Source organism: Nocardioidaceae bacterium, from assembly GCA_018672315.1.
GTDB lineage: Bacteria > Actinomycetota > Actinomycetes > Propionibacteriales > Nocardioidaceae > TYQ2.
Window position 1 is genome coordinate 1528359 of sequence record CP076053.1, and the last position, 20882, is coordinate 1549240.

Sequence of the window (20882 nt, forward strand, 5' to 3'; positions counted from 1 at the left end):
CCCGTTTCGTCCCCCGCAGGACGGAGATAATTGAACGCACAATCATCCGCGACCACAGGAGCACCCGTGCGCACTGCCCGTCCCCTGACCGTCCTCGGATCCCTCGCCGCCGCAGCGGTCACAGCGGCCGCGGTAACCGCCGCGCCGGCGTCCGCCGGACCGCCGTCGGCGCCGGAGACCATCGCGCTGCCCGACGGCTTCCAGCCCGAGGGGATCGAGAGCGTCGGCAAGACCGCGTACGTCGGCTCGCTCGCCGACGGCGACATCGTCACCGTCGACCTGCGCACCGGCACCGTGAAGCCGTTCTACGAGGGTGACGGCACCCCGACCGTGGGCCTGGAGGTGCAGGGCCGCTACATCTTCGGCGCCGGCAACACCGACGGCGACCTGATCGTCGTGGACCGCCGCACCGGCGACCTGCTCGCCGAGTACCAGCTCGGCGACCCCGCCGCCGGCACCTTCACCAACGACGTCGTCGTGCTCGACGGCGCGGCGTACGTGACCGACTCCCAGCAGGCCGTGCTCTACCGCCTTCCGCTGGAGGGTGGCCTGCCCGACGCCGACGAGGTCGAGACGCTGCCGCTGACCGGGGAGTGGGTGCAGGGCACGGGCTTCGGCGCGAACGGCATCGAGACCACGCCCGACGGCTCCGCCCTGCTGGTCATCAACTCCGGCCAGGCGCAGCTCTACCGTGTCGACCCCGCCACCGGCGACGCCACCGAGGTCGAGGGTGGCGACGGCCTCAGCAACGGTGACGGGCTGCTTCTGCGCGGCACCACCCTGTACGTGGTGCAGAACAGCGACAACCAGGTCGCCGTGCTCGAGGTCGCGAGCGACGGCACCTCGGCCGACCAGGTCGACACCGTGACCGACCCGGACTTCGACGTGCCGACGACGGTCACCACGTGGGCCGGCGACCTCTACCTGCCGAACGCGAAGTTCGGCCAGGTGACGGACGACTACGAGGTCGTGAAGGCCGAGCGCTGACCCCGTCGGCTCGGACCCGAGGCGGAGTCCGCAGACACGGAGTCCGTAGAACGTGCACAACCCGCCCTGCTGCTCGCGAAGGAGCGCTCAGGGCGGGTTGTGCACGTCGGTCCGACCAGGTCACATGCCGAGTCGGGCCTTGAGTGCGTCGAGCTCGGTCCACATGGTCGCCGGCAGGTCCTCGCCGAACTTCTCGAACCACTCGGTGATCTGCGGGATCTCGGCCTTCCACTCCTCGACGTCCACGGCGAGGGCGGCCTCGAGGGCCTCGTCGGTCATGTCCAGGCCAGAGGTGTCGAGGGACTCCGGCGTCGGCACGTGACCGATCGGGGTCTCCACGGCCGCGGCCTGGCCGTCGATGCGCTCGACGATCCACTTCAGCACGCGGGAGTTCTCACCGAACCCGGGCCACAGGAAGCCGCCGTCCTCGTCGCGGCGGAACCAGTTGACGTAGAAGATCTTCGGCATCTTCGAGGCGTCGTTGTCCTTGCCCATGTTGACCCAGTGGCCGAAGTAGTCACCGGCGTTGTAGCCGATGAAGGGCAGCATGGCCATGGGGTCGCGACGGACCACGCCGACGGCGCCGGTCGCGGCGGCGGTGGTCTCCGAGGAGAGCGTCGCGCCCTGGAAGGTGCCGTGGATCCAGTCCCGCGCCTCGGAGACCAGCGGGATCGTGGTCTTGCGGCGACCGCCGAAGAGGATCGCGTCGATCGGGACGCCGTTCGGGTCGTCGTACTCGTCGGCGAGGATCGGGCACTGCTTGATCGGCGTGCAGTAGCGGGAGTTCGGGTGGCTCGAGAGCACGTCGCTCTCGGGGGTCCACTCCTCGCCCTTCCAGGAGGTCGCCTGCGCGGGCGGGTTCTCCAGGCCCTCCCACCACACGTCACCGTCGGGGGTGAGCGCGACGTTGGTGAAGACCGAGTTGCCCTTCTCGATGGTGCGCATCGCGTTGGGATTGGTCAGCTCGTTCGTGCCGGGGGCGACGCCGAAGAGGCCGAACTCGGGGTTCACGGCGTACAGGCGGCCGTCGTCTCCGATGCGCATCCAGGCGATGTCGTCGCCCAGCGTCTCGACCTCCCAGCCGGGGATGGTCGGCTCGAGCATCGCGAGGTTGGTCTTGCCGCAGGCGCTCGGGAACGCGGCGGCGATGTACTTCTTGACACCCTCGGGGCTGGTCAGCTTCAGGATCAGCATGTGCTCGGCCATCCAGCCGTTGTCGCGCGCCATCACCGAGGCGATGCGCAGCGCATAGCACTTCTTGCCGAGCAGGGCGTTGCCGCCGTAGCCGGAGCCGAAGGACCAGATCGCGCGCTCCTCGGGGAACTGCACGATGTACTTCGTGTCGTTGCAGGGCCACGCCACGTCGCTCTGGCCCGGCTCGAGCGGCATGCCCACCGAGTGCAGGGCGGGCACGTACGCGGCGTCGAGCTCCTCCATGCGGCGCAGCACGTGCGTGCCCATGCGGGCCATGACGCGCATCGAGGCCACGACGTACGCCGAGTCGGTGATCTCGACGCCGAACATCGGCTCGGCCGCGTCGAGGTGCCCCATGACGAACGGGACGACGTACATCGTGCGGCCCTTCATGCAGCCGGCGTAGAGCCCGCGCATGATCTCCTTCATCTCGCCCGGGTCCATCCAGTTGTTCGTCGGACCGGCGTCGCGCTCCTCGACGGAGCAGATGTAGGTGCGGTCCTCGACCCGGGCCACGTCGGAGGGGTCCGAGGCGCAGTGGAAGGAGTTCGGCTTGATGTCGGGGTTCAGCCGGGTGAACGTGCCGGTCTCCACGAGCGAGTCCGTGAGCTGCGTCCACTCCTCGTCGGAGCCGGTGACCCAGTGGATCGAGTCCGGCGTGGTCAGCTCGGCGATCTCGGCGACCCAGGCGGCGATGCCCTGGTGGCTGGTCGGCGCGTTGCTGCTGCTGGTGGTGGTCTCGGCAGTCATGGGGGGTTCGATCGACCTCTCGCGGGGCGGCGTACGCCGATGACCTCGGCGTTTGTCTGATGACCTCCCCGCCGAGGGAGCGTCGTGACGCCGGCGACGTGGAGAGTGGTGGGCCGCTGCGGGTGAGCGCGGCGCCAGCCGATTCGCGCACGATACTCACGACACGCGGTGCGAATCACCTTGGAACGATCCAGAGCGCCGGTGTCCCGCGTCACGTGAGCCGGGAGGCACACCCCGGCCCGGGGTGCCACCCCCGCGCCGGGGGTATAGGAACGCCATGGCTCCCAGCGCTGCCCCGCACCCGCGCCGCATCGTCGTGACGGGAGCCCGCGGCTACATCGGGTCCCGCCTGGTGCCGGCCCTCCTCGAGCGCGGGCACACCGTGGTCGCCACTGCCTCGAGCGAGCCGAGCGACCCGCCGTACGCCTGGTCGGACGACGTCGAGTGGGTCGTGATGGACGCGCTGGACTCCGACCAGGTCGGCAAGGCCATCGCGGGGGCCGACGCGGTCGCGTACCTCGTGCACGCGCTGAACCGCAAGGACTTCGTCGACGTCGACCGCTTCGCCGCCCAGATCATGTGCCGGCAGCTGAGCGAGCAGGGCGTCGGCCGCTGCGTCTACCTCTCCGGCCTCGTGCCCGACCTCCCGCACGACGAGCTGAGCCCCCACCTGTCCTCGCGCCTGGAGGTCGAGGAGGTGCTGCTGGGCGCCGACGCCTCGGTCGCCTCGCTGCGAGCCGGCGTCGTGCTCGGCGCCGGCTCCACCTCCTACGAGATCATCCGGCAGATCGCCTCGACGATGGTCGTGCAGCCGGTGCCGACCTGGCTGCGGTCACGGATCCAGCCCATCGGTGTCGCCGACGCGATCACGATGCTGGTGCACGCCCTGGAGAACGACGACGTCGAGGGCAGCCTCGACATCGGCTGCTCGCAGGTCGTGCCGTACCCCAAGCTGCTCGCCACCTTCAGTCGCCGCGCCAGGCTACTGCGAGCCCGCGTGCCGGTGCCCCTGGTGCCCGTACGCGCCGTGTCGACGTTCGCGCCGCTCTTCTGCAGCGCGCCGGCCCACACCGTCGAGGCGCTCGTCGCCTCGCTGAAGCACGAGATGGTCTGCCGCCCCGACCACCACCTCACCCTCGACGGGGTCGACACCTCGATCGCGGACGCGATCGACGCCTCGCTGGCGCGTACGCCCGTCCCGGGCCTGGAGTCCCACCAGCCGCAGCCGGGCGACGCCGCCTGGACGCGGTCGCAGCTGTGGCCTGAGCGACTCACCGGCATCTCGGCGCCGCTGCCCGCCTCCGTACGCACGGTCGCCGCCAACGCCGAGACCCGCGGTCGCGACTTCCTCGGCTCGCTGCTGGGCTGAGCGAGGTGGCCCGCCGACCACGACCGTGACAGATTAGGTGTCAACGACACACGCTTACGCGGTGTCACCACAGCCGTGAAGTCACCACGAGCACACGTCAGATCGAGCACAGGAGTCCGCATGAGGCTGGAGCTGTCCGAGGACGAGGTCGCATTCCGTCAGGAGATGCGCGAGTTCTTCACCACCAAGGTGCCGGAGTCGATCCGCGACACCGTCAAGGGTCGCCACGAGCTCACCAAGGAGCAGATCGTGGAGTCCCAGCAGATCCTCAACGACGCCGGGCTCGCGGTGCCGAGCTGGCCCGAGGAGTGGGGCGGCCGCGACTGGTCGAACCTGCAGAAGCACATCTGGTACCAGGAGATGGACCGCGCCGGCGTGCCGCACCCGCTGGCCTTCAACGCCTCCATGGTGGGCCCGGTGATCGCCGCGTTCGGCTCCCAGGAGATCAAGGAGCGGTTCCTCCCCAAGACCGCGAGCCTCGACATCTGGTGGAGCCAGGGCTTCTCCGAGCCCGACGCGGGCTCAGACCTCGCCTCGCTGCGTACGACGGCCGTGCGTGACGGCGACGACTTCATCGTCAACGGCCAGAAGACCTGGACCACGCTGGGTCAGTACGGCGACTGGATCTTCTGCCTCGTGCGCACCGACCCCGAGGCGAAGAAGCAGGCCGGCATCTCCTTCCTGCTCATCGACATGAAGTCCGAGGGCCTCGAGGTGCGCCCCATCGAGCTGATCGACGGCGGCCACGAGGTCAACGAGGTCTGGTTCTCCGACGTGCGCGTGCCGGCCGAGAACCTCGTCGGCGAGCTCAACAAGGGCTGGGACTACGCGAAGTTCCTGCTCGGCAACGAGCGTGCCGGCGTCGCCCCCGTGGGCCAGGTCAAGCGCACGCTGGCCTCGGCCAAGGAGTGGGCGAAGACCGCCGACCGCGGCGGCTCGCTGCTCGAGGACCCGCTGACGGCCGCCCAGGTCGTCGAGCTCGAGAACGAACTGCTCGCCCTCGAGCTGACCGCGCTGCGCGTCGTCGCGAACTCCGCCGACGGCAAGCCGCACCCGGCGTCCTCGGTGCTGAAGCTCAAGGGCACCGAGCTGCAGCAGGCCGTCTCCGAGCTGGTCGTCGACCTCGCCGGGCCCGCGTCGCTGGCGTCCGGCTCGAACGAGAACGGCACCGAGTCCGCGCTCGCCGACTGGACCGCGCAGGCCTCGCAGGTCTACCTCAACCACCGCAAGGCGTCGATCTACGGCGGGTCCAACGAGATCCAGCGCCAGATCATCGCCAAGACCATCCTCGGCCTCTGAGCCGCGAGACCCGCAGACCAGGCTGAGCAGGAGAGACACATGGATTTCGAGTACGACGACGAGCAGAGGGCGCTTCGCGAGGCGGTGCGCGACCTGCTGAACGACGCCTACGGCGACTGGGAGAAGCGGCGCGACGCGAGCCGTACGGACGAGGGCTACTCCACCAAGACCTGGCAGCAGCTCGCCGAGATGGGCGTGCTGGGCCTGCCGTTCACCGAGGAGGACGGCGGCGTCGGCGCCGGCACCGTCGAGATCGGCCTCGTCGCCGAGGAGATGGGCCGGGTGCTCGCACCCGAGCCGTTCATCCCCGCGGTGGTGCTGGCCGGAGGCGCGGTGGCCGCGGCCGGATCCGACGAGCAGCGTCAGGCGCACCTGCCGTCGCTCGCCGACGGCTCCGCGTTGCTGGCATGGGCCCACCTCGAGCCCGGCGGCCGCGCGGACGCGCACGCCGTGGACGTGAAGGCCTCGGGCTCCGGTGACTCCGTGACGCTGTCGGGCACCAAGGAGCCGGTGCTCTTCGCCGGGGGTGCGGCGGCGTACGTGGTCACCGCCGCGCTCGAGGACGGTGGCACCGGGCTGTTCCTGGTCGACGCCTCAGCCGACGGGGTGAGCGCCTCGGCGTACGCCACGCACGAGGGCGGTCGTGCCTCGAAGGTCGTCTTCGACGGCGTCGCGGCCCAGCCGCTGGGCCAGGGCGGGGACGCGACCGAGGTCGTGGCCCGCCTGCTCGACATCGCCCGGGTGGTCGCCGCGCACGAGGCGATGGGCGCGATGGCGATGGCGCTGGAGTCGACGACGGACTACCTGAAGTCGCGCAAGCAGTTCGGCGTCACGCTGAACAACTTCCAGGCGCTCGTCTTCAGGGCGGCCGACATGTACGTGCAGCTCGAGCTGACCCGCTCGCTGGTGCTGTGGGCCACGATGGTGCTCGACGCGGCGCGGGAGTCCGGTGACTCCTCGGACGTGGCCGACGCCGCCGCCCGCGCGTCGCTACAGGTCGCGACGGCCGGCCGGCACATCGGTCAGGAGGCGATCCAGCTGCACGGCGGCATCGCGATGACCGCGGAGTACCGCGTCGGTCACGTGCTGAGCCGTCTCACCGCGCTGGAGCACGTCTTCGGTGACAAGCGCGTGCACGTGGCTGCGCTGAGCAAGGGCCTCGAGGAGTACGGGGAGTACGACCCGCTGCCGTGATCCCCTGAGTCGCCCGCCCGTCCCACACCCTGGACGCCCGCACATGCGGGCGTCCAGGTGCATGTGCGGGGTTGCAAGCCCGCGCAAGCACGGGAACACCCGCACCTGCGGGCGTTCAGGGGGCGGTGGCCGGGGGCGTACGGGCCGGGCGGTCAGGTGCGGACGAGCCGAGCGATGGCCTGGGAGGCCTCGAGCACCTTGGCCTCCCGCTCGTCCTCGCTCGCGTGGAGCAGGCAGTGGCCGAGGTGGTCGTCCAGCAGCTTGAGCGCCACGGCCTGCAGGGCCTTCGTGGTCGCGCCGACCTGGGTGAGCACGTCGATGCAGTACGTCTCGTCCTCGATCTGCCGCTGCAGGCCGCGCACCTGCCCCTCGATGCGGCGCAGCCGCGCGAGCAGCGCCGCCTTGTCGCTGATGTAGCCGGGAGCGGCTGTGTCGTCGGTCATCGGAGCGCCTCGAAGCGTCGCAGCCGCAGGCTGTTGAGCACGACGGACACCGACGAGAAGGCCATGGCGGCTCCCGCGAACATCGGGTTGAGCAGCCCGAGCGCTGCGACCGGGATCGCCGCGACGTTGTAGCCGAACGCCCAGACCAGGTTCGACCGGATGACCCCGAGAGTCGAGCGCGAGAGGCGGATGGCGTCGACCGCCACCCGCAGGTCCCCGCTGACGAGCGTCAGGTCGCTCGCCTCGATCGCGACGTCGGTGCCCGTCCCCATCGCGAGGCCGAGGTCGGCCTGCGCGAGGGCTGCCGCGTCGTTGACGCCGTCGCCGACCATGGCGACGGCACTCCCCTCGGCCTGGAGCCGGCGTACGACCTCGACCTTGTCCTGCGGCATCACACCCGCGATCACGTCGTCGCCGTCGATGCCGACCTCGGCGGCGACCGCGCGGGCGACGCGTACGTCGTCACCGGTCAGCAGCATCGGCCGCAGCCCGAGCGCGCGCAGCTCGCCGATCGCCTCGGCGGAGGACGGCTTGACGGTGTCGGCGACGCTCAGCACGCCCCGGGCCGCGCCGTCCCAGCCGACGACGACGGCGGTGCGGCCCTGCTCGGCGGCCGTGTCGAGTGCCGTACGCAGGTCGGCGGTCATCGGCATGCCGGCCTCCTCGAGGAGGCCCGGGCGTCCGACGACGACGGTGCGACCCTCGACGGTGCCGCGTACGCCCAGGCCCTCGACGTTCGCGAAGTCTTCCACCGCGGCGAGCGGGCCCGCCTCCCGTGCCCCGGCAGCGACGGCTCGCGCGATCGGGTGCTCCGAGGCCGCCTCCAACGCACCCGCGAGGCGGAGCACCTCGGCGACCTGCTCACCGTCGGCGACCGCGGTGTCGACCAGCGCCATCTCGCCGGTGGTGACGGTGCCGGTCTTGTCGAGCACGACGACCTCGACGCGGCGGGTCTGCTCGAGCACCTCGGGTCCCTTGATGAGGATGCCGAGCTGGGCGCCGCGTCCGGTGCCGACCATGAGCGCCGTGGGTGTGGCGAGGCCCAGGGCGCAGGGGCAGGCGATGATCAGCACCGCGACGGCCGCTGTCAGGGCCGTCGCCGCTCCGGCGCCGATGGCGAGCCAGGTGACCAGCGTGCCGACCGCGATGAGGATGACGACCGGCACGAAGACACCGGAGACGCGATCGGCCAGACGCTGCACGGGCGCCTTGCCGGTCTGGGCGTCCTCGACCAGCCGCGCCATCTGCGCGAGCTGGGTGTCGGCGCCGACGCGGGTGGCCTCGACGACGAGGCGGCCGCCGGCGTTCACGGTCGCGCCGACGACGGTGTCACCGACCTCGACCTCCACCGGGACGGACTCCCCGGTGAGCATGGAGGCGTCCACCGCCGACCGGCCGTCCACGACGGTGCCGTCGGTGGCGACCTTCTCGCCGGGGCGTACGACGAAGTGGTCCCCGACCACGAGCTGCTCGACCGGCACGAGGTGTTCGACCCCGTCCCGAAGCACCGTGACCTCCTTGGCGCCCATGTCGAGCAGGGCGCGCAGTGCCGCGCCGGCCTGACGCTTGGAGCGGGCCTCGGCCCAGCGTCCGAGCAGGATGAAGGTCGTGATGCCGGCGGCGGCCTCGAGGTAGATGTTGCCGCTGCCGTCGGTGCGGTCGAGCGTGATGCTGAACGGGTGGGTCATGCCCGGCATGCCGGCGGTGCCGAGGAAGAGCGCGTACACCGACCATCCCGTCGCGGCGATCACCCCGAGCGAGACCAGGGTGTCCATCGTCGCGGCGCCGTGACGCAGGTTGGTCCACGCGGCGCGGTGGAACGGCAGCGCTCCCCAGACGACCACGGGCGCCGCCAGGGTCAGCGAGAGCCACTGCCAGTTCGTGAACTGCAGCGGCGGGATCATCGCCATCGCGACGACCGGGATGGTGAGCAGGGCGCTGATGATCAGTCGTTGCCGCAGCGCGTCGGCCTCGTCGGGGGCGGCGCCGTCGGTCGGCGAGCCTTCCTCGGAGCGGTCCGCCCGCGGGGGTGCGGGCAGCGCGGCGCCGTAGCCGGCGGCCTCGACGGTGGCGATCAAGGAGTCGGCGGTGACGTCGGCGCCGTGCTGGACCCGTGCCTTCTCGGTGGCGTAGTTGACCGTCGCGGTCACCCCGTCGAGCTTGTTGAGCTTGCGCTCGATGCGGTTCGCGCACGAGGCGCAGGTCATGCCGGTGAGCAGCAGCTCCGTGTCGGCGAGGTCGACGTCGACCGTGGTGGGCGTGTCGGACGTGGTGCTCATGACACCACTGTACGGGTACCCCCCGGGGGTACTCAAGCGACGGACGACGAGCGGCGGTCGATGTCAGCCGAGCAGGAGCAGCGCCAGCAGGATCAGCCCCAGCATCACGGCGACGACCCAGCCGAGGCGTACGCCCGTGGACCGGAACCCGGGGTGGCTCAGCGGGAAGTCCGCTCCGGTGCCGCCGGGGCGCTCGGGCTCGTCCTGTCCTGCGCGGCGCATGTCATCTCGATGGTTCACACCGGTTCGGATACCCGATCACCGTCGCCGGCACCGTCGTCAGCACCGCGGTCGTCTCGCTCGGCGTCCTGACCGACCTCGAAGTCCTCGGCCCGGATCAGCCAGAAGCAGAGCAGCCCGGCGACGAGCGCGAGGCCGGCGGCGATCCAGGTGATGGTGTCGAGCGCGTTCACGAACGCGGCGGTGGCCACGTCGGTGATGCGCTCGGCGACCTGGGTGGGCACGTTCATCAGGGCCTGGTCGAGCTGACCGGCGCGGGTGGCCTCGCTGATCTGCTCGGCGCGGTCGGAGGCCGGCGTGTTCTGCAGGGCCGCGGCGATGTCGCGACTGGTCTGCTGGCTGAAGATCGAGCCCAGCGCGGCGATGCCTGTGGCGATGCCGACCTGACGGAAGGTCGAGTTCACGCCAGAGGCCATGCCGGACTTGTCGGGAGTCACGACGCCGACGGCCGTCGAGGCCAGCGGGACGTTGATGAAGCCGATCCCGATGCCCGCGACGACGAGGCCCGGGATGATCGCGGTCCAGGAGGTGTCGGGCCCGATCAGCGTCAGCAGCGCGAGGCCCACCGACGTGACCAGGAAGCCCGGCGCGATGAGCCACTTCGTCGGGACCGTGTTGGTCAGGCGGCCCGCCGCTGCGGAGGCGAAGAACGCGAGACCGGAGAGGAAGAGCAGCCGCCAGCCGGCACCGAGCGCGGAGTAGCCGAGCACGTTCTGCAGGTAGATCGTGAGGTAGGTCAGCAGGGAGAAGATCGAGCCCGAGACCGCGAAGGCCGCGATCAGGCCGCCCACGAAGGACGGCTTGCGCAGCAGCGCGAGGTCGAACATGGGGTCCGTACGCCGCCGCTGGGACACCACGAAGAAGAGCAGCAGGCCGGCCGCGATCGCCGCCGGGACGGTGACGAGCGTGGAGGTGAAGGACCGCTCGCCGGCCTCGATCAGCGCGAAGACCAGCAGGCCCAGCGCGAGCGAGAAGCTGGCGAAGCCGACGTAGTCGGGCCGTCCGGCGTGCGGGTCCTTGGACTCGGTGACGTACCGCTTGCTGACCGCGAGCGCGAAGAGCGCGACGGGGATGTTGACGAAGAAGATCCAACGCCACGACAGGCCGGTCGTGAGCACGCCGCCGAGCACCGGGCCGACCGCGACCGCGACACCCGTGGTGGCGCCGAACAGGCCGAACGCCGTGCCGCGCTCCTTGCCCGAGAAGGTCGAGGACAGGATCGCGAGACCCGTGGCGAAGACGGCGGCCCCGCCGATGCCCTGGAACGCGCGGGCTGCGCCGAGGGTGACGATGTCGGGGGCGAACCCGCACAGGGCGGAGCCGAGCGTGAACAGCGCGAGGCCGATCATGAAGACGCGCTTGCGGCCGTAGAGGTCGGCCAGCGACCCCGCGGTGAGCAGAAGGGCGGCGAGACTGAGGGCGTACGCGTCGATCACCCACTGCAGGCCGGCCAGGGAGGTGTCGAGCTCGGACTGGATGTCGGGGAGGGCGACGTTCACGATCGTGATGTCGAGCAGCAGCATGAAGATGCCGAGGCACACCGCGCCGAGGGTCCACCAACGACCGTCGTGTGCGGCAGCCGTGGGAGAACTGGTTGCCATGGCAACCAACTACCCGTACGGGGGAGTCGTCGCACGTGGCACGGCCCGGTTTCCGACCCGGGAGCAGGTCGGTTAGAGTGAGCGTCGGCTCGCAGCGATGCGTGCCAGTGTGAACCAAGCGCCTGTAGCTCAACGGATAGAGCATCTGACTACGGATCAGAAGGTTTGGGGTTCGAATCCCTACAGGCGCGCTTCGTGAGATGACGGCCGGTGACCTGCATTGATGCAGGACTCCGGCCGTTCTGCGTCGGACGACAGCGGCTGTCGACCGCCCGTCGGGGTCCGTTTTGCGATCCGACGAGGCTGGTACGCGGTGGGCTCACCCCCTTTGAAGGAGGAGCGCACATGAGTGATGACAAGCAGGTCGCCCAGGAACTCGTCGAGACCCTGCGGGACGGCGAGAACGGACTGCGGCAGACCGCCGACAAGGTCCGCGACGAGCACGCCCCTTGGGCCGAGACCCTCGAGCGGTACGCGCAGCAGCGCGCCGACTTCCGTGCCGAGATCGTCGACATGGGCGAGGACTACGGCGACGACGTCGACGAGTCCGGCAGCGCCGCAGCCGCCGTGCACCGTGGCTGGGTCGGTCTGAAGGACGCCCTGACCGGCGACGACGCCTCGGCCGTGCTGAAGGCGGCCTCGGACGGCGAGGACCACGCCGTCTCCGAGTACGAGAAGGCGCTGGACCAGGACCTCAGCGACGGCTTCCGCCAGGTCGTCTCGCGTCAGCACAACGAGGTCAAGAAGGCACGCGACGAGATCAAGACGCTCGGCAACGCGAGCTGACGTACGGGCCCCGGGCGTGAGAGGTCTCGCGACCCGGGGCGCGTACGCCGCGCACCGATGCCGGCGAGGTCGCCGCGACGAGGACCCGCCCACTAGCGTCGACCCATGTCGCGCCCCTCGTCCCGCATGCCCGTCCGACGGCGCCTGGTGCGCGCCCTGCTCCGCCTGCTCGGGTGGCGGCTCACCGGCGAGGTCCCGCAGTCCGGGATCCTCGTCGGTGCCCCGCACACCTCGAGGTGGGACTACCTGGTCATGCTGGCGATCGCCTGGGGCAACGGGGTCAGCCCCCACGTGCTGGTCGCCCACACGTACTTCGACGGCATCAAGGGCTGGGCGCTGCGCCGGACGGGCGGGATCCCGCTGGACCGCGACGACCCGGGTGACACCATCCGCGCCGTGCTCGCGATGGCCGCGGAGCAGGAGAACTTCCAGCTCTGCATCGCGCCCGAGGGCACCCGGTCGAAGGGCGAGTACTGGAAGTCCGGCTTCTACCGGATATCCGGCCAGACCGGCCTGCCGGTCATCCTCGGCTTCGTCGACGGGCCGTCCAAGACGCTCGGGATGGGGCCGGCCCTCACGCCGAGCGGTGACGTGAGGGCCGACATGGACGTCGTCCGCGCCTTCTACGCCGACAAGCGCGGTCTGAAGCCCGAGAACCGCACCGAGCCGCGGTTGCGCGAGGAGGACGAGCAGGACCGAGGCGGTCGCTGAGGCCGAGCCGCGTCGCCACCTGCTCAGGGAGGGCGTCCGTGGGATGCTCGCGTCCGCGCAGGTCGAGCAGAGGAGGACAGGTGGCCGGACGTGGGCACGGGCCCGACTTCGTCGAGTCGCTCGCTCGTGGTCTCGACGTGCTGACCTGCTTCGACGCCACCCGCCGTGAGCTCTCGCTGACGGAGGTCTCCGCCGCCACCGACCTCGCCAGGCCCACGGCTCGGCGTCTCCTGCTGACGTTGCAGGAGCTGGGCTACGTCCGCACCACCGAGCGCGGCGCCTTCGCCCTCACCCCGCAGGTGCTGCGCCTCGGCATCGCGTACGCCAGCTCGCTCGGGCTGTGGGACGTCGCCCGGCCGCACCTGGAGGACCTCGTCGCCCGGACCCGCGAGTCCTCGTCGATGTCGCAGCTCGACGGTCACGACATCGTGTACGTCGCGCGCGTGTCGGTGCCGAAGATCATCACGCTGCGCGTCGACATCGGTACGCGCTTCCCGGCCCCGTTCACCTCCCAGGGCAAGGTGCTGCTGGCCCACCTGGACGAGGCGGACCTGCGCGCCGCACTGGAGCAGCCCTCGCGCGCCGGCGTCGCCACCCGTCCCATCGACCGCGAGCAGCTGAGCCGCGAGCTCGCCGAGGTCCGTACGCGCGGCTGGGCCCTTGCCGACGAGGAGCTCGCGCCGGGGATCCGGTCCATCGCCGTCCCGGTGCCCGACGGCCAGGGGCGGGTGCTCGCCGCCATGAACGTGACCACCCACGCCGCTGAGACGAGCCTGGACCACCTGGTCGGCGAGCACCTGCCGCTGCTCCGGTCGGCCGCCGAGCGCGTGACGGCCGACTGGGCGAGGCGTCAGCAGATGCCCACGGCGGAGTCCTCGAACGGCTGACCCGGTCCACGGATCGCGCCGGAGGTCTTGACACCTCGGCGTGACGCTCGTCATGCTCGTACGCAGACAACGGACAATCGTCCGCCTGGCGGACAGCAGCGACGAGCGAGGTTCGATGCCCGACACGAGTGGTCCGAGCGGCCCCCTGGACGGACTCCTGGTGGCCGACTTCTCGCGGGTGCTCGCGGGCCCGTACGCCACCATGCTGCTCGCCGACATGGGCGCCACGGTCATCAAGGTCGAGGGACCGGGCGGTGATGACACCCGCACCTGGATGCCACCGTTGCGTGGCGACATATCGACCTATTACCTGAGCATCAACCGCAACAAGCAGTCGATCACCCTGGACCTCAAGGACACGGACGACCTCGAGGTCGCGAAGGCGCTGGCCGCCCGCGCCGACGTCGTGATCGAGAACTTCAAGCCCGGCGGGCTGGGCAAGTACGGCCTCGACTACGACTCCGTCGCGCAGGTGAACCCGGAGGTCGTCTACGCCTCCATCACCGGGTTCGGCACCGGCGGTGGAGCGCACCTCCCCGGCTACGACCTCATGGTGCAGGCGATGTCCGGCCTCATGAGCCTCACGGGGTCGCCCGAGGGGCCGGCGTACCGGGCGGGCATCTCGGTCTTCGACGTGATGACCGGCATGCACACCCTCATCGGCATCCTCGCCGCCCTGCAGGAGAAGGCGGTCTCGGGCAAGGGCCAGCACGTCGAGGCCAACCTGATGACCTCGGCGCTCTCGGGTCTGGTGAACCAGACCGGGGCGTACGCGGCAGGGGGCGTCGTGCCGCAGCGCATGGGCAACGCCCACCCGAGCCTCTACCCGTACGAGCCCATGCCGACCTCGGACGGCGAGCTCATCGTGATCGCCGGCAACGACCGCCAGTTCGCCGCCCTCACGAGAGTGCTGGAGGTGCCCGAGCTCGCCGAGGACCCGCGCTTCCGCACCGTCGGCGACCGCACCGAGAACCGCGACGAGCTGCGTCCGCTGCTCGAGGAGCGCCTGGCGACGCGCACCCGCCACGAGTGGTTCGAGGCCCTCACCGGCGCCGGCCTGCCCGCCGCGCCGATCAACACGATCGCCGAGGGGGTCGAGTTCGCCGACAGCCTCGGGCTCGAGCCGGTCGTCGAGGTGGGCGAGGGGGAGGCGGCAGTGCCGCTGATCCGCAACCCCTTGACGTTCTCGCGCTCCCAGGTGCGCTACGAGCGGCCCCCGCCGGCGCTGGGGGAGCACTCCGACGAGGTGCGCGCCTGGCTGCGCGGCGAGACCGAGGAGGGCCAGGTATGAGCGAGCTCCGGTTCCCGACATCGCTCGGGATGTCGACGACGTCGACGATCACGCTGCTCGGCGAGGACCTCGCCGAGGACCTGATGGGGACGGTCAGCCTCACCGGGCTCGTCTACCGCATGGTGACGCTCGAGGTGCCCACCGAGGGCCAGGTGCGCATGCTCGACGCCTGCCTGCTGGCGCTGGCCGACCACGGCTTCACACCGACCGCCCTGGTGGCGCGGCTGACCTTCCTCTCGGCGCCGGACTCCGTGCAGGGAGCGATGGCCGCGGGGCTGCTGGGTGGGGGCTCACGGTTCCTCGGCGTCACCGAGGACTGCGGTCAGTTCCTGCACCGCGTCGTCGAGGACCTCGAGGAGGTGCCGACCGACGACACCGGCTGGGACGCCGTGGCGCTGGAGGTCGTACGCCGCGAGCGCAAGGCGCGCCGCATCATCCCGGGGCTGGGGCACCCGGTGCACAAGGAGCTTGACCCGCGTACGCCGGCCCTGGCCCGCATCGCCCGCGAGGAGGACTGCTTCGGACCGCACCTCGCACTGTTCGAGGCGATCGGGCGGGTCCACGAGGAGGTGCTCGGTCGGCGACTCGTGCTCAACGGCGCCGGGGTCGTCGGAGCGGCCCTCGCCGACCTCGGGCTGCCGATGGAGCTGCTGCGGGGGTTCGCGCTGTTCGCCCGCGCGGGCGGCCTGCTGGGTCAGCTGGCCGAGGAGCTGCGGATGCCCGTCGGCATGGACGTCTACCGGACCGTCGAGGACAACGCCGCGTTCGTGGACCCCTCCGACGTCTCCACCCGGACGGAGTGAAGGAGCGCCCATGGCCGATCTCGTCGCGATCCTGGCGACCACCCACCACCCCTTCTACTACAAGACCAGCCAGATGCCGGCCGAGGAGGCACCGCCGTTCGCGGCCGACTGGGTCCGGCACGTGGAGGCCTATCGGGAGACCCTGACCAGGGCCCGGCCCGACGTGCTCGTGATGGTCGGCTCCGACCACTTCCACCAGCTCTGGCTCGACAACATGCCGCAGTTCCTCGTCGGCAAGGCGCCGTTCTACGACGGCAACTGGGAGAACGAGATGCGGGAGTTCGGCCTCCCCAAGCTCTTCTTCAAGGGCGACGAGGAGCTCTCGGCGTACATGCTGCGCGAGGGCATCGACAAGGGCTTCGACCTGGCCTTCTCCAACGAGCTGCGGGTCGACCACTCGATCACCTGCCCGATCTTCACGGTGCGGCCGCAGAACGACCTGCCGATCGTGCCGATCTACACCAACATCTTCGCCCCGCCGCTGCCGCGTCCCGAACGCTTCGTGCAGCTGGGCCGGACGATCCGCGAGATCATCGACGCCTGGCCGAGCCACCTGCGGGTCGCGGTCATCGGCACCGGCCACCTCTCCCTGGAGCTCGGCGGCCCCCGCCAGTTCGGGCCGAGCGGACCCGACCCGGAGTTCGACGCGAGGGCGGTGCGGTGGATCGCCGAGGGCGACATCGACGGGTGCCTGTCCGGGGTGTCGCTCGACAGCCTCCACGCCCCCGGCAACGCCACGCACGGGTTCATGGACTTCATGCTGATGATGGGCATCGCCGGCCACCGTCGGGCCGACTACGCCGACAACCTCGACCTGTTCCACACGATGGAGGCGTACTTCACCTGGTACCCCAACCCCCACCTCATCGAGGGGCCCGCGCTGAGCTCGAGGGGGTCGCTGCTGTGAGCAGGTACCTGGTCAACAAGTTCCTCTTCACCGTCGACCGCGACGTCGAGCTGACCGAGCGGTACCGCGAGGACCCCGCCGGCACCGTCGCCTGGTGGGAGGCCGAGATGGCGAACCGGATCCTCAGCTGCATCCCCGCCGAGCGCAGCACCTGGCTCGCGTTCGAGGACGCCGAGCGCCGCGCGCTCGTCGAGCAGGACCACGTCGCGCTCTTCGAGCTGGGCGCCCACCCGTTCCTGACGCTGACGCTGTGGATCGCGATGTTCGAGCGGGACTTCGACGAACCCCTGGGCATGCAGCTCGACTACGCAGCCAGGCTCGCCCACATCGGCCTGCCGTACCCCGACATCAGCACCTGACCATCCACCAGCACCAGCCCTGAGGAGCGACCCGCCGTGACCGGACAACCCGCCACCGTCTTCCGCAACGCCATCGTGCTGACGATGGACGCGCAGCACCAGGTGCTCCCGGACGCCGACGTGCTCGTCGTCGGCACCGACATCGCCGCCGTGGGCCCCGACCTCGAGGTGCCCGAGGGCACGACCGAGGTCGACGCGCGTGGCGGCATCCTGATGCCGGGCATGATCGACACCCACCGCCACATGTGGCAGACCGCGCTGCGCGGCTACGGGGCCGACTGGACCCTGACGCAGTACTTCGTGTGGAACTACCTCGAGCACGGCCGCAAGTTCCGCCCGCAGGACATCTTCGCGGGCAACCTGATCAGTGCCTGGGAGGCGCTGGACTCCGGGGTGACCACGAGCGTCGACTGGTCGCACAACCTCCACACCCCTCAGCACGCCGACGCCGCCGTGGACGCCCTGGAGCAGACGCCGGGGAGGTTCGTCTTCGCGTACGGCAACATCCAGGCCGGCCCGTGGGAGTGGACGGCCGACCCGGACTTCCGCTCGTTCGTCGAGCGCCGCATGCCGCGCAGCGAGATGCTCGGCGCCCAGCTGGCGTTCGACGTCACCGGCGACCCTGCGTTCCCCGAGAAGGCCGCCTTCGAGGTCGCCCGCGAGCTCGGCCTGCCCGTCACCACGCACGCGGGCGTCTGGGGCGCCACCAACGACAACGGCATCCAGCTGATGCACGACCACGGCTTCATGGGGCCGGAGACCGTGTACGTCCACGCCGCGACCCTCAGCGACGACTCCTACCAGCGCATCGCCGCCACGGGAGGCCACGCGTCCGTCGCCGCGGAGAGCGAGGCCAGCTGCGGGCAGGGGTACCCGTCGTCGTGGTCGCTGCGGCGGCACGGCATCCCGATCTCGCTGTCGATGGACACCAGCGTCTGGATGAGCGCGGACATCTTCTCGGCGATGAGGTCGACGCTGAACGCGGACCGTACGCGGGAGCACTTCGAGGCCCACAGCACCGGTGACACCGTCACCCACATCGGACTGCGCTGCGAGGACGCCGTGGAGTACGCGACCATGGGCGGCGCCCGCGCCCTGGGCCTGGCCGACGTCGTCGGCAGCATCGAGCCGGGCAAGCGGGCCGACCTCGTGCTGGTCAAGAACGACGCCTCGCCGGTGATGTTCCCGATCACCAACCCGTACGGGCACGTCGTGATGCAGGCCCAGCGCGGCGACGTCCACACCGTGCTCGTCAACGGCCGGACCGTGAAGTCCGACGGCCGCCTGGTCGACGCCGACCTGCAGCGGGCGCGGACGGAGGTCGAAAACACCCTCGACCACCTGCGCGGCGAGCTCGGCGCCGAGGAGTGGGTCAGCGGCATGCAGCCCGACATCCCGGAGTCGAAGGTGCTCGACAACCCCTACATGTACACGGATTACCGCAACAAGGGGGCGGCCACCGAGCCTACGGAGACCCTCGCCTGAGGATCGTCCCAGGTCAGGGGCGCGTGAACCGGTCCTCGATCGGGCACCGATGGCGCGGTGATCCTGGTGCTTCAACGGTGAAGCACCTAGATTGAGCAGCCGCCCCGAGACCGGTGGGCGGGAGCCGGACTGAGAGGTGTCCCATGAGCGTGCAGGCGCGAATGCTCGGACTGTCCTTGCGCATGACGGTGCGACCCTTCATCGCGGTGTGGTCGCGTGCCCCCGGGCTGCCGTGGCCGTACGCGCTGGCCGATCTCGGCGGGCTGATGACCGTCCCGGTCAAGGGCACGTCCTTCGTCTCCTCCCGCTCCGGAGACGTGAGGGTGGTCGACGTCGTGCCGGCGAAGCGGGTCCACGGGCGTCGCATCCTGTACTTCCCCGGGGGCGCCTTCCTGGTCGGGGGGCAGCACCTGCACCGCGGTCTGCTGGCGCACGTCGCCCACAAGACCGGCGCACGCATCACGGCCGTCGGGTACCGCAAGATGCCGCGCCACCCCATCTCGGCCTCCGTCGCGGACTGCCTGGACGCCTATCGTGCAGCTGTCGAGAAGGGCACCGACGACCTCGTCGTGATGGGCGACTCCGCCGGCGGCTTCCTGACGCTCGCCGTCCTTGCCGCGGCACAGGCCGAGGGTCTGCCGATGCCCGCCGGCGCGGTGACACTGTCCCCGCTGTGCGAGGTGCGGGCCGACCAGCGCGACCCGCGGCGTACGGCGTGCGCGGTCTTCGGGCCGGCCGCGATCCCCGCGATGCTGCGCCTGGCCGACGGCATCGAGCGCGCCCGAGGGTCGGCCGGCTACGCCCACCCCCACGAGCTGTGCGCTCCCGACACCCCGCCGATCCTCATGCAGGCCGCGCGTCGGGAGTCGCTGTTCCCCGAGATCAAGCACCTGGCGCAGACGCTGCGGGACCGCGGCATCGACTGCGAGCTCCAGGCGTGGGACCTCGACGTGCACGTCTTCCAGGCGGCCCCCTGGGTGCCCGAGGCGCGGGACGCGGTGCGCACCGTGGCTGCGTTCTGCGACCGGGCGTGGGCGCAGGCGCGGGACGCGGTGCGCGGCGAGCAGATCGCCTGAGTCGGCGGGCCCTGGCAACGGCTACGCGGCGCGTCGCCTCAGCGCCGCTCGTTGCGCCGCGGGACTCCCTGGCGTCGGCCACCAGCGCACGACCACGGCGGTCTGCAGCAGGGTCCAGGAGCTGTTCACCACCCAGTAGACGAGCAGCGCGACCGGCACGAAGGCCGAGGTGACGAGGAGCGCGACCGCGGACAGCAGCGGCATGGCCTGCAGCACCTGCGTCATCACCGTGCCGCCGTCGTACGGCACCGCGTTCGGCAGCACGAGGAAGCGCTGCGTGACGAAGGAGAGCGTCGCGGCCGCCGCGGCCAGGCCTGCGATGACGGCGAGGTGCGTGACGTCGAGCCCGGCGTACCCGTGCTGCGCGAGGGGCACCCCGACCAGGGTGGCCGCGCCGAACGACGCCACCAGCCCGGTGTCGACAGCTCCGACCGGCGTCCCGGCGGCGAGGTCCGAGAGCAGGTGGAAGAGCGCGAACCAGATCGGCACCTGCACCAGCACCGGCAGACAGCCCCAGGGGCTGAGCCGGTGCTCGGCGGCGACGCGTCGACGCTCCTCGGCGTACGCGCGGACCGACGCGGGGTCCTGTCGCTCGCGGTAGGTCTCCGCGAGTGCGCGCAGCTGGGGTCGGGCCCGGGCGGCGGCGTGAGCGGTGCGTACGCCGTGGACTGCGAACGGCAGCAGCAGGAGGCGGACGGTCACCACGAGGACGGCGACGGAAGCGGTCCAGACGAGGCCGGACGCCGGGTCGGGACCGAGCGCGGTCAGTCCGGCATGAGCGAGGTGCAGGGTCTGGGCAAGGGCATGGGACAGGGGGTCGAGCAGCGACACGAGGGCTCCTGAGGTGGGACGGGACGGGTCTGCGTGGCTCGCCGGAGCGAGCGTCAGACGAGTCCCGGAGCCCGGGGAGCCAGCAGTGAGCGCTTGGCGTCGGTGACCCGACCGTGCAGGAGCGAGGGCGTCCGTCGGCGCCGGACGGTCGGTGACGTCGCAGGGCGACGGACCACCGGCAGCGCCGCCCGCACGTCGGTGACACCGGCTCGGACAGCGAGCACGCCGAGGGACAGGACGAGCAGCTCGGTCGGACCGACGGGGACGACGGAGGCCAGCGCGAGGATGCCGACGATGGCCGTGACGAGCGCGATCGCGTGCGCGGCCGATGCGCGTACGAGCCGCGTCACCCCGTCGTCCATGACCTCATCCTACGGGCGTCGCGCACTC

Annotated in this window: 20 protein-coding genes and 1 tRNA gene; 14 read left to right on the plus strand and 7 right to left on the minus strand. The window is 71.0% G+C overall.

Annotated features, from left to right (window positions below; all coding sequences use genetic code 11):
- The first annotated feature begins 66 nt into the window (after positions 1–66).
- Positions 67–987, plus strand: coding sequence for a superoxide dismutase (locus KLP28_07195; GenBank protein ID QWC86456.1), 921 nt, complete (start codon positions 67–69; stop codon positions 985–987).
- A gap of 120 nt (positions 988–1107) precedes the next feature.
- On the opposite strand, the gene KLP28_07200 is transcribed toward KLP28_07195, so the two are convergent.
- Positions 1108–2931, minus strand: coding sequence for a phosphoenolpyruvate carboxykinase (GTP) (locus tag KLP28_07200; protein QWC86457.1), 1824 nt, complete (start codon positions 2929–2931; stop codon positions 1108–1110).
- Positions 2932–3208: 277 nt separating this feature from the next.
- Between KLP28_07200 and KLP28_07205 the strand changes: the two genes are divergently transcribed.
- The 3 genes from KLP28_07205 to KLP28_07215 all read left to right on the plus strand — a co-directional run bounded on the left by KLP28_07205 (position 3209) and on the right by KLP28_07215 (position 6793).
- Positions 3209–4300 carry an NAD(P)H-binding protein gene (locus KLP28_07205; GenBank protein ID QWC86458.1) on the plus strand — a complete coding sequence of 364 codons (1092 nt, stop codon included), beginning with the start codon at positions 3209–3211 and terminating at the stop codon, positions 4298–4300.
- Between the two features lie 120 nt (positions 4301–4420).
- Positions 4421–5599 carry an acyl-CoA dehydrogenase family protein gene (locus KLP28_07210; GenBank protein QWC86459.1) on the plus strand — a complete coding sequence of 393 codons (1179 nt, stop codon included), beginning with the start codon at positions 4421–4423 and terminating at the stop codon, positions 5597–5599.
- Positions 5600–5638: 39 nt separating this feature from the next.
- Positions 5639–6793 carry an acyl-CoA dehydrogenase gene (locus KLP28_07215; GenBank protein ID QWC86460.1) on the plus strand — a complete coding sequence of 385 codons (1155 nt, stop codon included), beginning with the start codon at positions 5639–5641 and terminating at the stop codon, positions 6791–6793.
- 152 nt (positions 6794–6945) lie between these two features.
- Here KLP28_07215 and KLP28_07220 read toward each other — a convergent pair whose 3' ends face one another.
- From KLP28_07220 to KLP28_07235, 4 genes are all read right to left on the minus strand, one after another.
- Positions 6946–7236 (minus strand): metal-sensitive transcriptional regulator, encoded by a 291-nt coding sequence (locus KLP28_07220; protein QWC86461.1) that lies wholly within the window; start codon positions 7234–7236, stop codon positions 6946–6948.
- Positions 7233–9515 carry a heavy metal translocating P-type ATPase gene (locus KLP28_07225; GenBank protein ID QWC86462.1) on the minus strand — a complete coding sequence of 761 codons (2283 nt, stop codon included), beginning with the start codon at positions 9513–9515 and terminating at the stop codon, positions 7233–7235. The genes KLP28_07220 and KLP28_07225 overlap by 4 nt, the downstream gene beginning before the upstream one ends.
- A gap of 63 nt (positions 9516–9578) precedes the next feature.
- Positions 9579–9737 (minus strand): hypothetical protein, encoded by a 159-nt coding sequence (locus tag KLP28_07230; protein QWC86463.1) that lies wholly within the window; start codon positions 9735–9737, stop codon positions 9579–9581.
- A 14-nt stretch (positions 9738–9751) separates the two neighbouring features.
- Positions 9752–11356 (minus strand): MFS transporter, encoded by a 1605-nt coding sequence (locus KLP28_07235; GenBank protein ID QWC86464.1) that lies wholly within the window; start codon positions 11354–11356, stop codon positions 9752–9754.
- A gap of 118 nt (positions 11357–11474) precedes the next feature.
- On the opposite strand from KLP28_07235, the gene KLP28_07240 reads away from it, so the two are divergent.
- The 10 genes from KLP28_07240 (at position 11475) to KLP28_07285 (ending at position 19661) form a co-directional block, all read left to right on the plus strand.
- Positions 11475–11547: transfer RNA gene (locus KLP28_07240), tRNA-Arg, on the plus strand.
- Positions 11548–11701: 154 nt separating this feature from the next.
- Positions 11702–12142 carry a PA2169 family four-helix-bundle protein gene (locus tag KLP28_07245; protein QWC86465.1) on the plus strand — a complete coding sequence of 147 codons (441 nt, stop codon included), beginning with the start codon at positions 11702–11704 and terminating at the stop codon, positions 12140–12142.
- A 126-nt stretch (positions 12143–12268) separates the two neighbouring features.
- Positions 12269–12853, plus strand: coding sequence for a 1-acyl-sn-glycerol-3-phosphate acyltransferase (locus tag KLP28_07250; protein QWC86865.1), 585 nt, complete (start codon positions 12269–12271; stop codon positions 12851–12853).
- Positions 12854–12933: 80 nt separating this feature from the next.
- Positions 12934–13740 (plus strand): helix-turn-helix domain-containing protein, encoded by an 807-nt coding sequence (locus KLP28_07255; GenBank protein QWC86466.1) that lies wholly within the window; start codon positions 12934–12936, stop codon positions 13738–13740.
- Between the two features lie 115 nt (positions 13741–13855).
- The gene (locus KLP28_07260; GenBank protein ID QWC86467.1) at positions 13856–15031 is read left to right on the plus strand and encodes a CoA transferase; all 1176 of its coding nucleotides are present in this window, start codon (positions 13856–13858) and stop codon (positions 15029–15031) included.
- Positions 15028–15834, plus strand: coding sequence for a citryl-CoA lyase (locus KLP28_07265; protein ID QWC86468.1), 807 nt, complete (start codon positions 15028–15030; stop codon positions 15832–15834). The genes KLP28_07260 and KLP28_07265 overlap by 4 nt, the downstream gene beginning before the upstream one ends.
- Positions 15835–15844: 10 nt before the next feature.
- Positions 15845–16741, plus strand: a complete 897-nt coding sequence (locus KLP28_07270) for a hypothetical protein (GenBank protein QWC86469.1) — start codon at positions 15845–15847, stop codon at positions 16739–16741.
- Positions 16738–17100, plus strand: coding sequence for a hypothetical protein (locus tag KLP28_07275; GenBank protein ID QWC86470.1), 363 nt, complete (start codon positions 16738–16740; stop codon positions 17098–17100). The genes KLP28_07270 and KLP28_07275 overlap by 4 nt, the downstream gene beginning before the upstream one ends.
- A 36-nt stretch (positions 17101–17136) precedes the next feature.
- Positions 17137–18585, plus strand: a complete 1449-nt coding sequence (locus KLP28_07280) for an amidohydrolase family protein (protein QWC86471.1) — start codon at positions 17137–17139, stop codon at positions 18583–18585.
- A 143-nt stretch (positions 18586–18728) separates the two neighbouring features.
- On the plus strand, positions 18729–19661 hold the full coding sequence (locus tag KLP28_07285; GenBank protein ID QWC86472.1) for an alpha/beta hydrolase: 933 nt from the start codon (positions 18729–18731) through the stop codon (positions 19659–19661).
- Positions 19662–19682: 21 nt separating this feature from the next.
- Here the strand turns inward: KLP28_07285 and yidC are convergent, their stop codons facing one another.
- Positions 19683–20492 carry a membrane protein insertase YidC gene (yidC, locus tag KLP28_07290; GenBank protein QWC86473.1) on the minus strand — a complete coding sequence of 270 codons (810 nt, stop codon included), beginning with the start codon at positions 20490–20492 and terminating at the stop codon, positions 19683–19685.
- 53 nt (positions 20493–20545) lie between these two features.
- A complete protein-coding gene (locus KLP28_07295; protein QWC86474.1) occupies positions 20546–20854 on the minus strand; it encodes a hypothetical protein in 309 nt (102 codons plus the stop codon).
- Positions 20855–20882 lie beyond the last annotated feature (28 nt).

What these genes read in the sequence shown, in the direction of transcription:
- KLP28_07200 (QWC86457.1), bottom strand. Translation starts at nt 2,931, where the DNA reads ATGACTGCCGAGACCACCACCAGCAGCAGCAACGCGCCGACCAGCCAC.
- KLP28_07205 (QWC86458.1), top strand. Translation starts at nt 3,209, where the DNA reads ATGGCTCCCAGCGCTGCCCCGCACCCGCGCCGCATCGTCGTGACGGGA.
- KLP28_07210 (QWC86459.1), top strand. Translation starts at nt 4,421, where the DNA reads ATGAGGCTGGAGCTGTCCGAGGACGAGGTCGCATTCCGTCAGGAGATG.
- KLP28_07215 (QWC86460.1), top strand. Translation starts at nt 5,639, where the DNA reads ATGGATTTCGAGTACGACGACGAGCAGAGGGCGCTTCGCGAGGCGGTG.
- KLP28_07220 (QWC86461.1), bottom strand. Translation starts at nt 7,236, where the DNA reads ATGACCGACGACACAGCCGCTCCCGGCTACATCAGCGACAAGGCGGCG.
- KLP28_07225 (QWC86462.1), bottom strand. Translation starts at nt 9,515, where the DNA reads ATGAGCACCACGTCCGACACGCCCACCACGGTCGACGTCGACCTCGCC.
- KLP28_07230 (QWC86463.1), bottom strand. Translation starts at nt 9,737, where the DNA reads ATGCGCCGCGCAGGACAGGACGAGCCCGAGCGCCCCGGCGGCACCGGA.
- KLP28_07235 (QWC86464.1), bottom strand. Translation starts at nt 11,356, where the DNA reads ATGGCAACCAGTTCTCCCACGGCTGCCGCACACGACGGTCGTTGGTGG.
- KLP28_07245 (QWC86465.1), top strand. Translation starts at nt 11,702, where the DNA reads ATGAGTGATGACAAGCAGGTCGCCCAGGAACTCGTCGAGACCCTGCGG.
- KLP28_07250 (QWC86865.1), top strand. Translation starts at nt 12,269, where the DNA reads ATGCCCGTCCGACGGCGCCTGGTGCGCGCCCTGCTCCGCCTGCTCGGG.
- KLP28_07260 (QWC86467.1), top strand. Translation starts at nt 13,856, where the DNA reads ATGCCCGACACGAGTGGTCCGAGCGGCCCCCTGGACGGACTCCTGGTG.
- KLP28_07265 (QWC86468.1), top strand. Translation starts at nt 15,028, where the DNA reads ATGAGCGAGCTCCGGTTCCCGACATCGCTCGGGATGTCGACGACGTCG.
- KLP28_07270 (QWC86469.1), top strand. Translation starts at nt 15,845, where the DNA reads ATGGCCGATCTCGTCGCGATCCTGGCGACCACCCACCACCCCTTCTAC.
- KLP28_07285 (QWC86472.1), top strand. Translation starts at nt 18,729, where the DNA reads ATGAGCGTGCAGGCGCGAATGCTCGGACTGTCCTTGCGCATGACGGTG.
- KLP28_07295 (QWC86474.1), bottom strand. Translation starts at nt 20,854, where the DNA reads ATGGACGACGGGGTGACGCGGCTCGTACGCGCATCGGCCGCGCACGCG.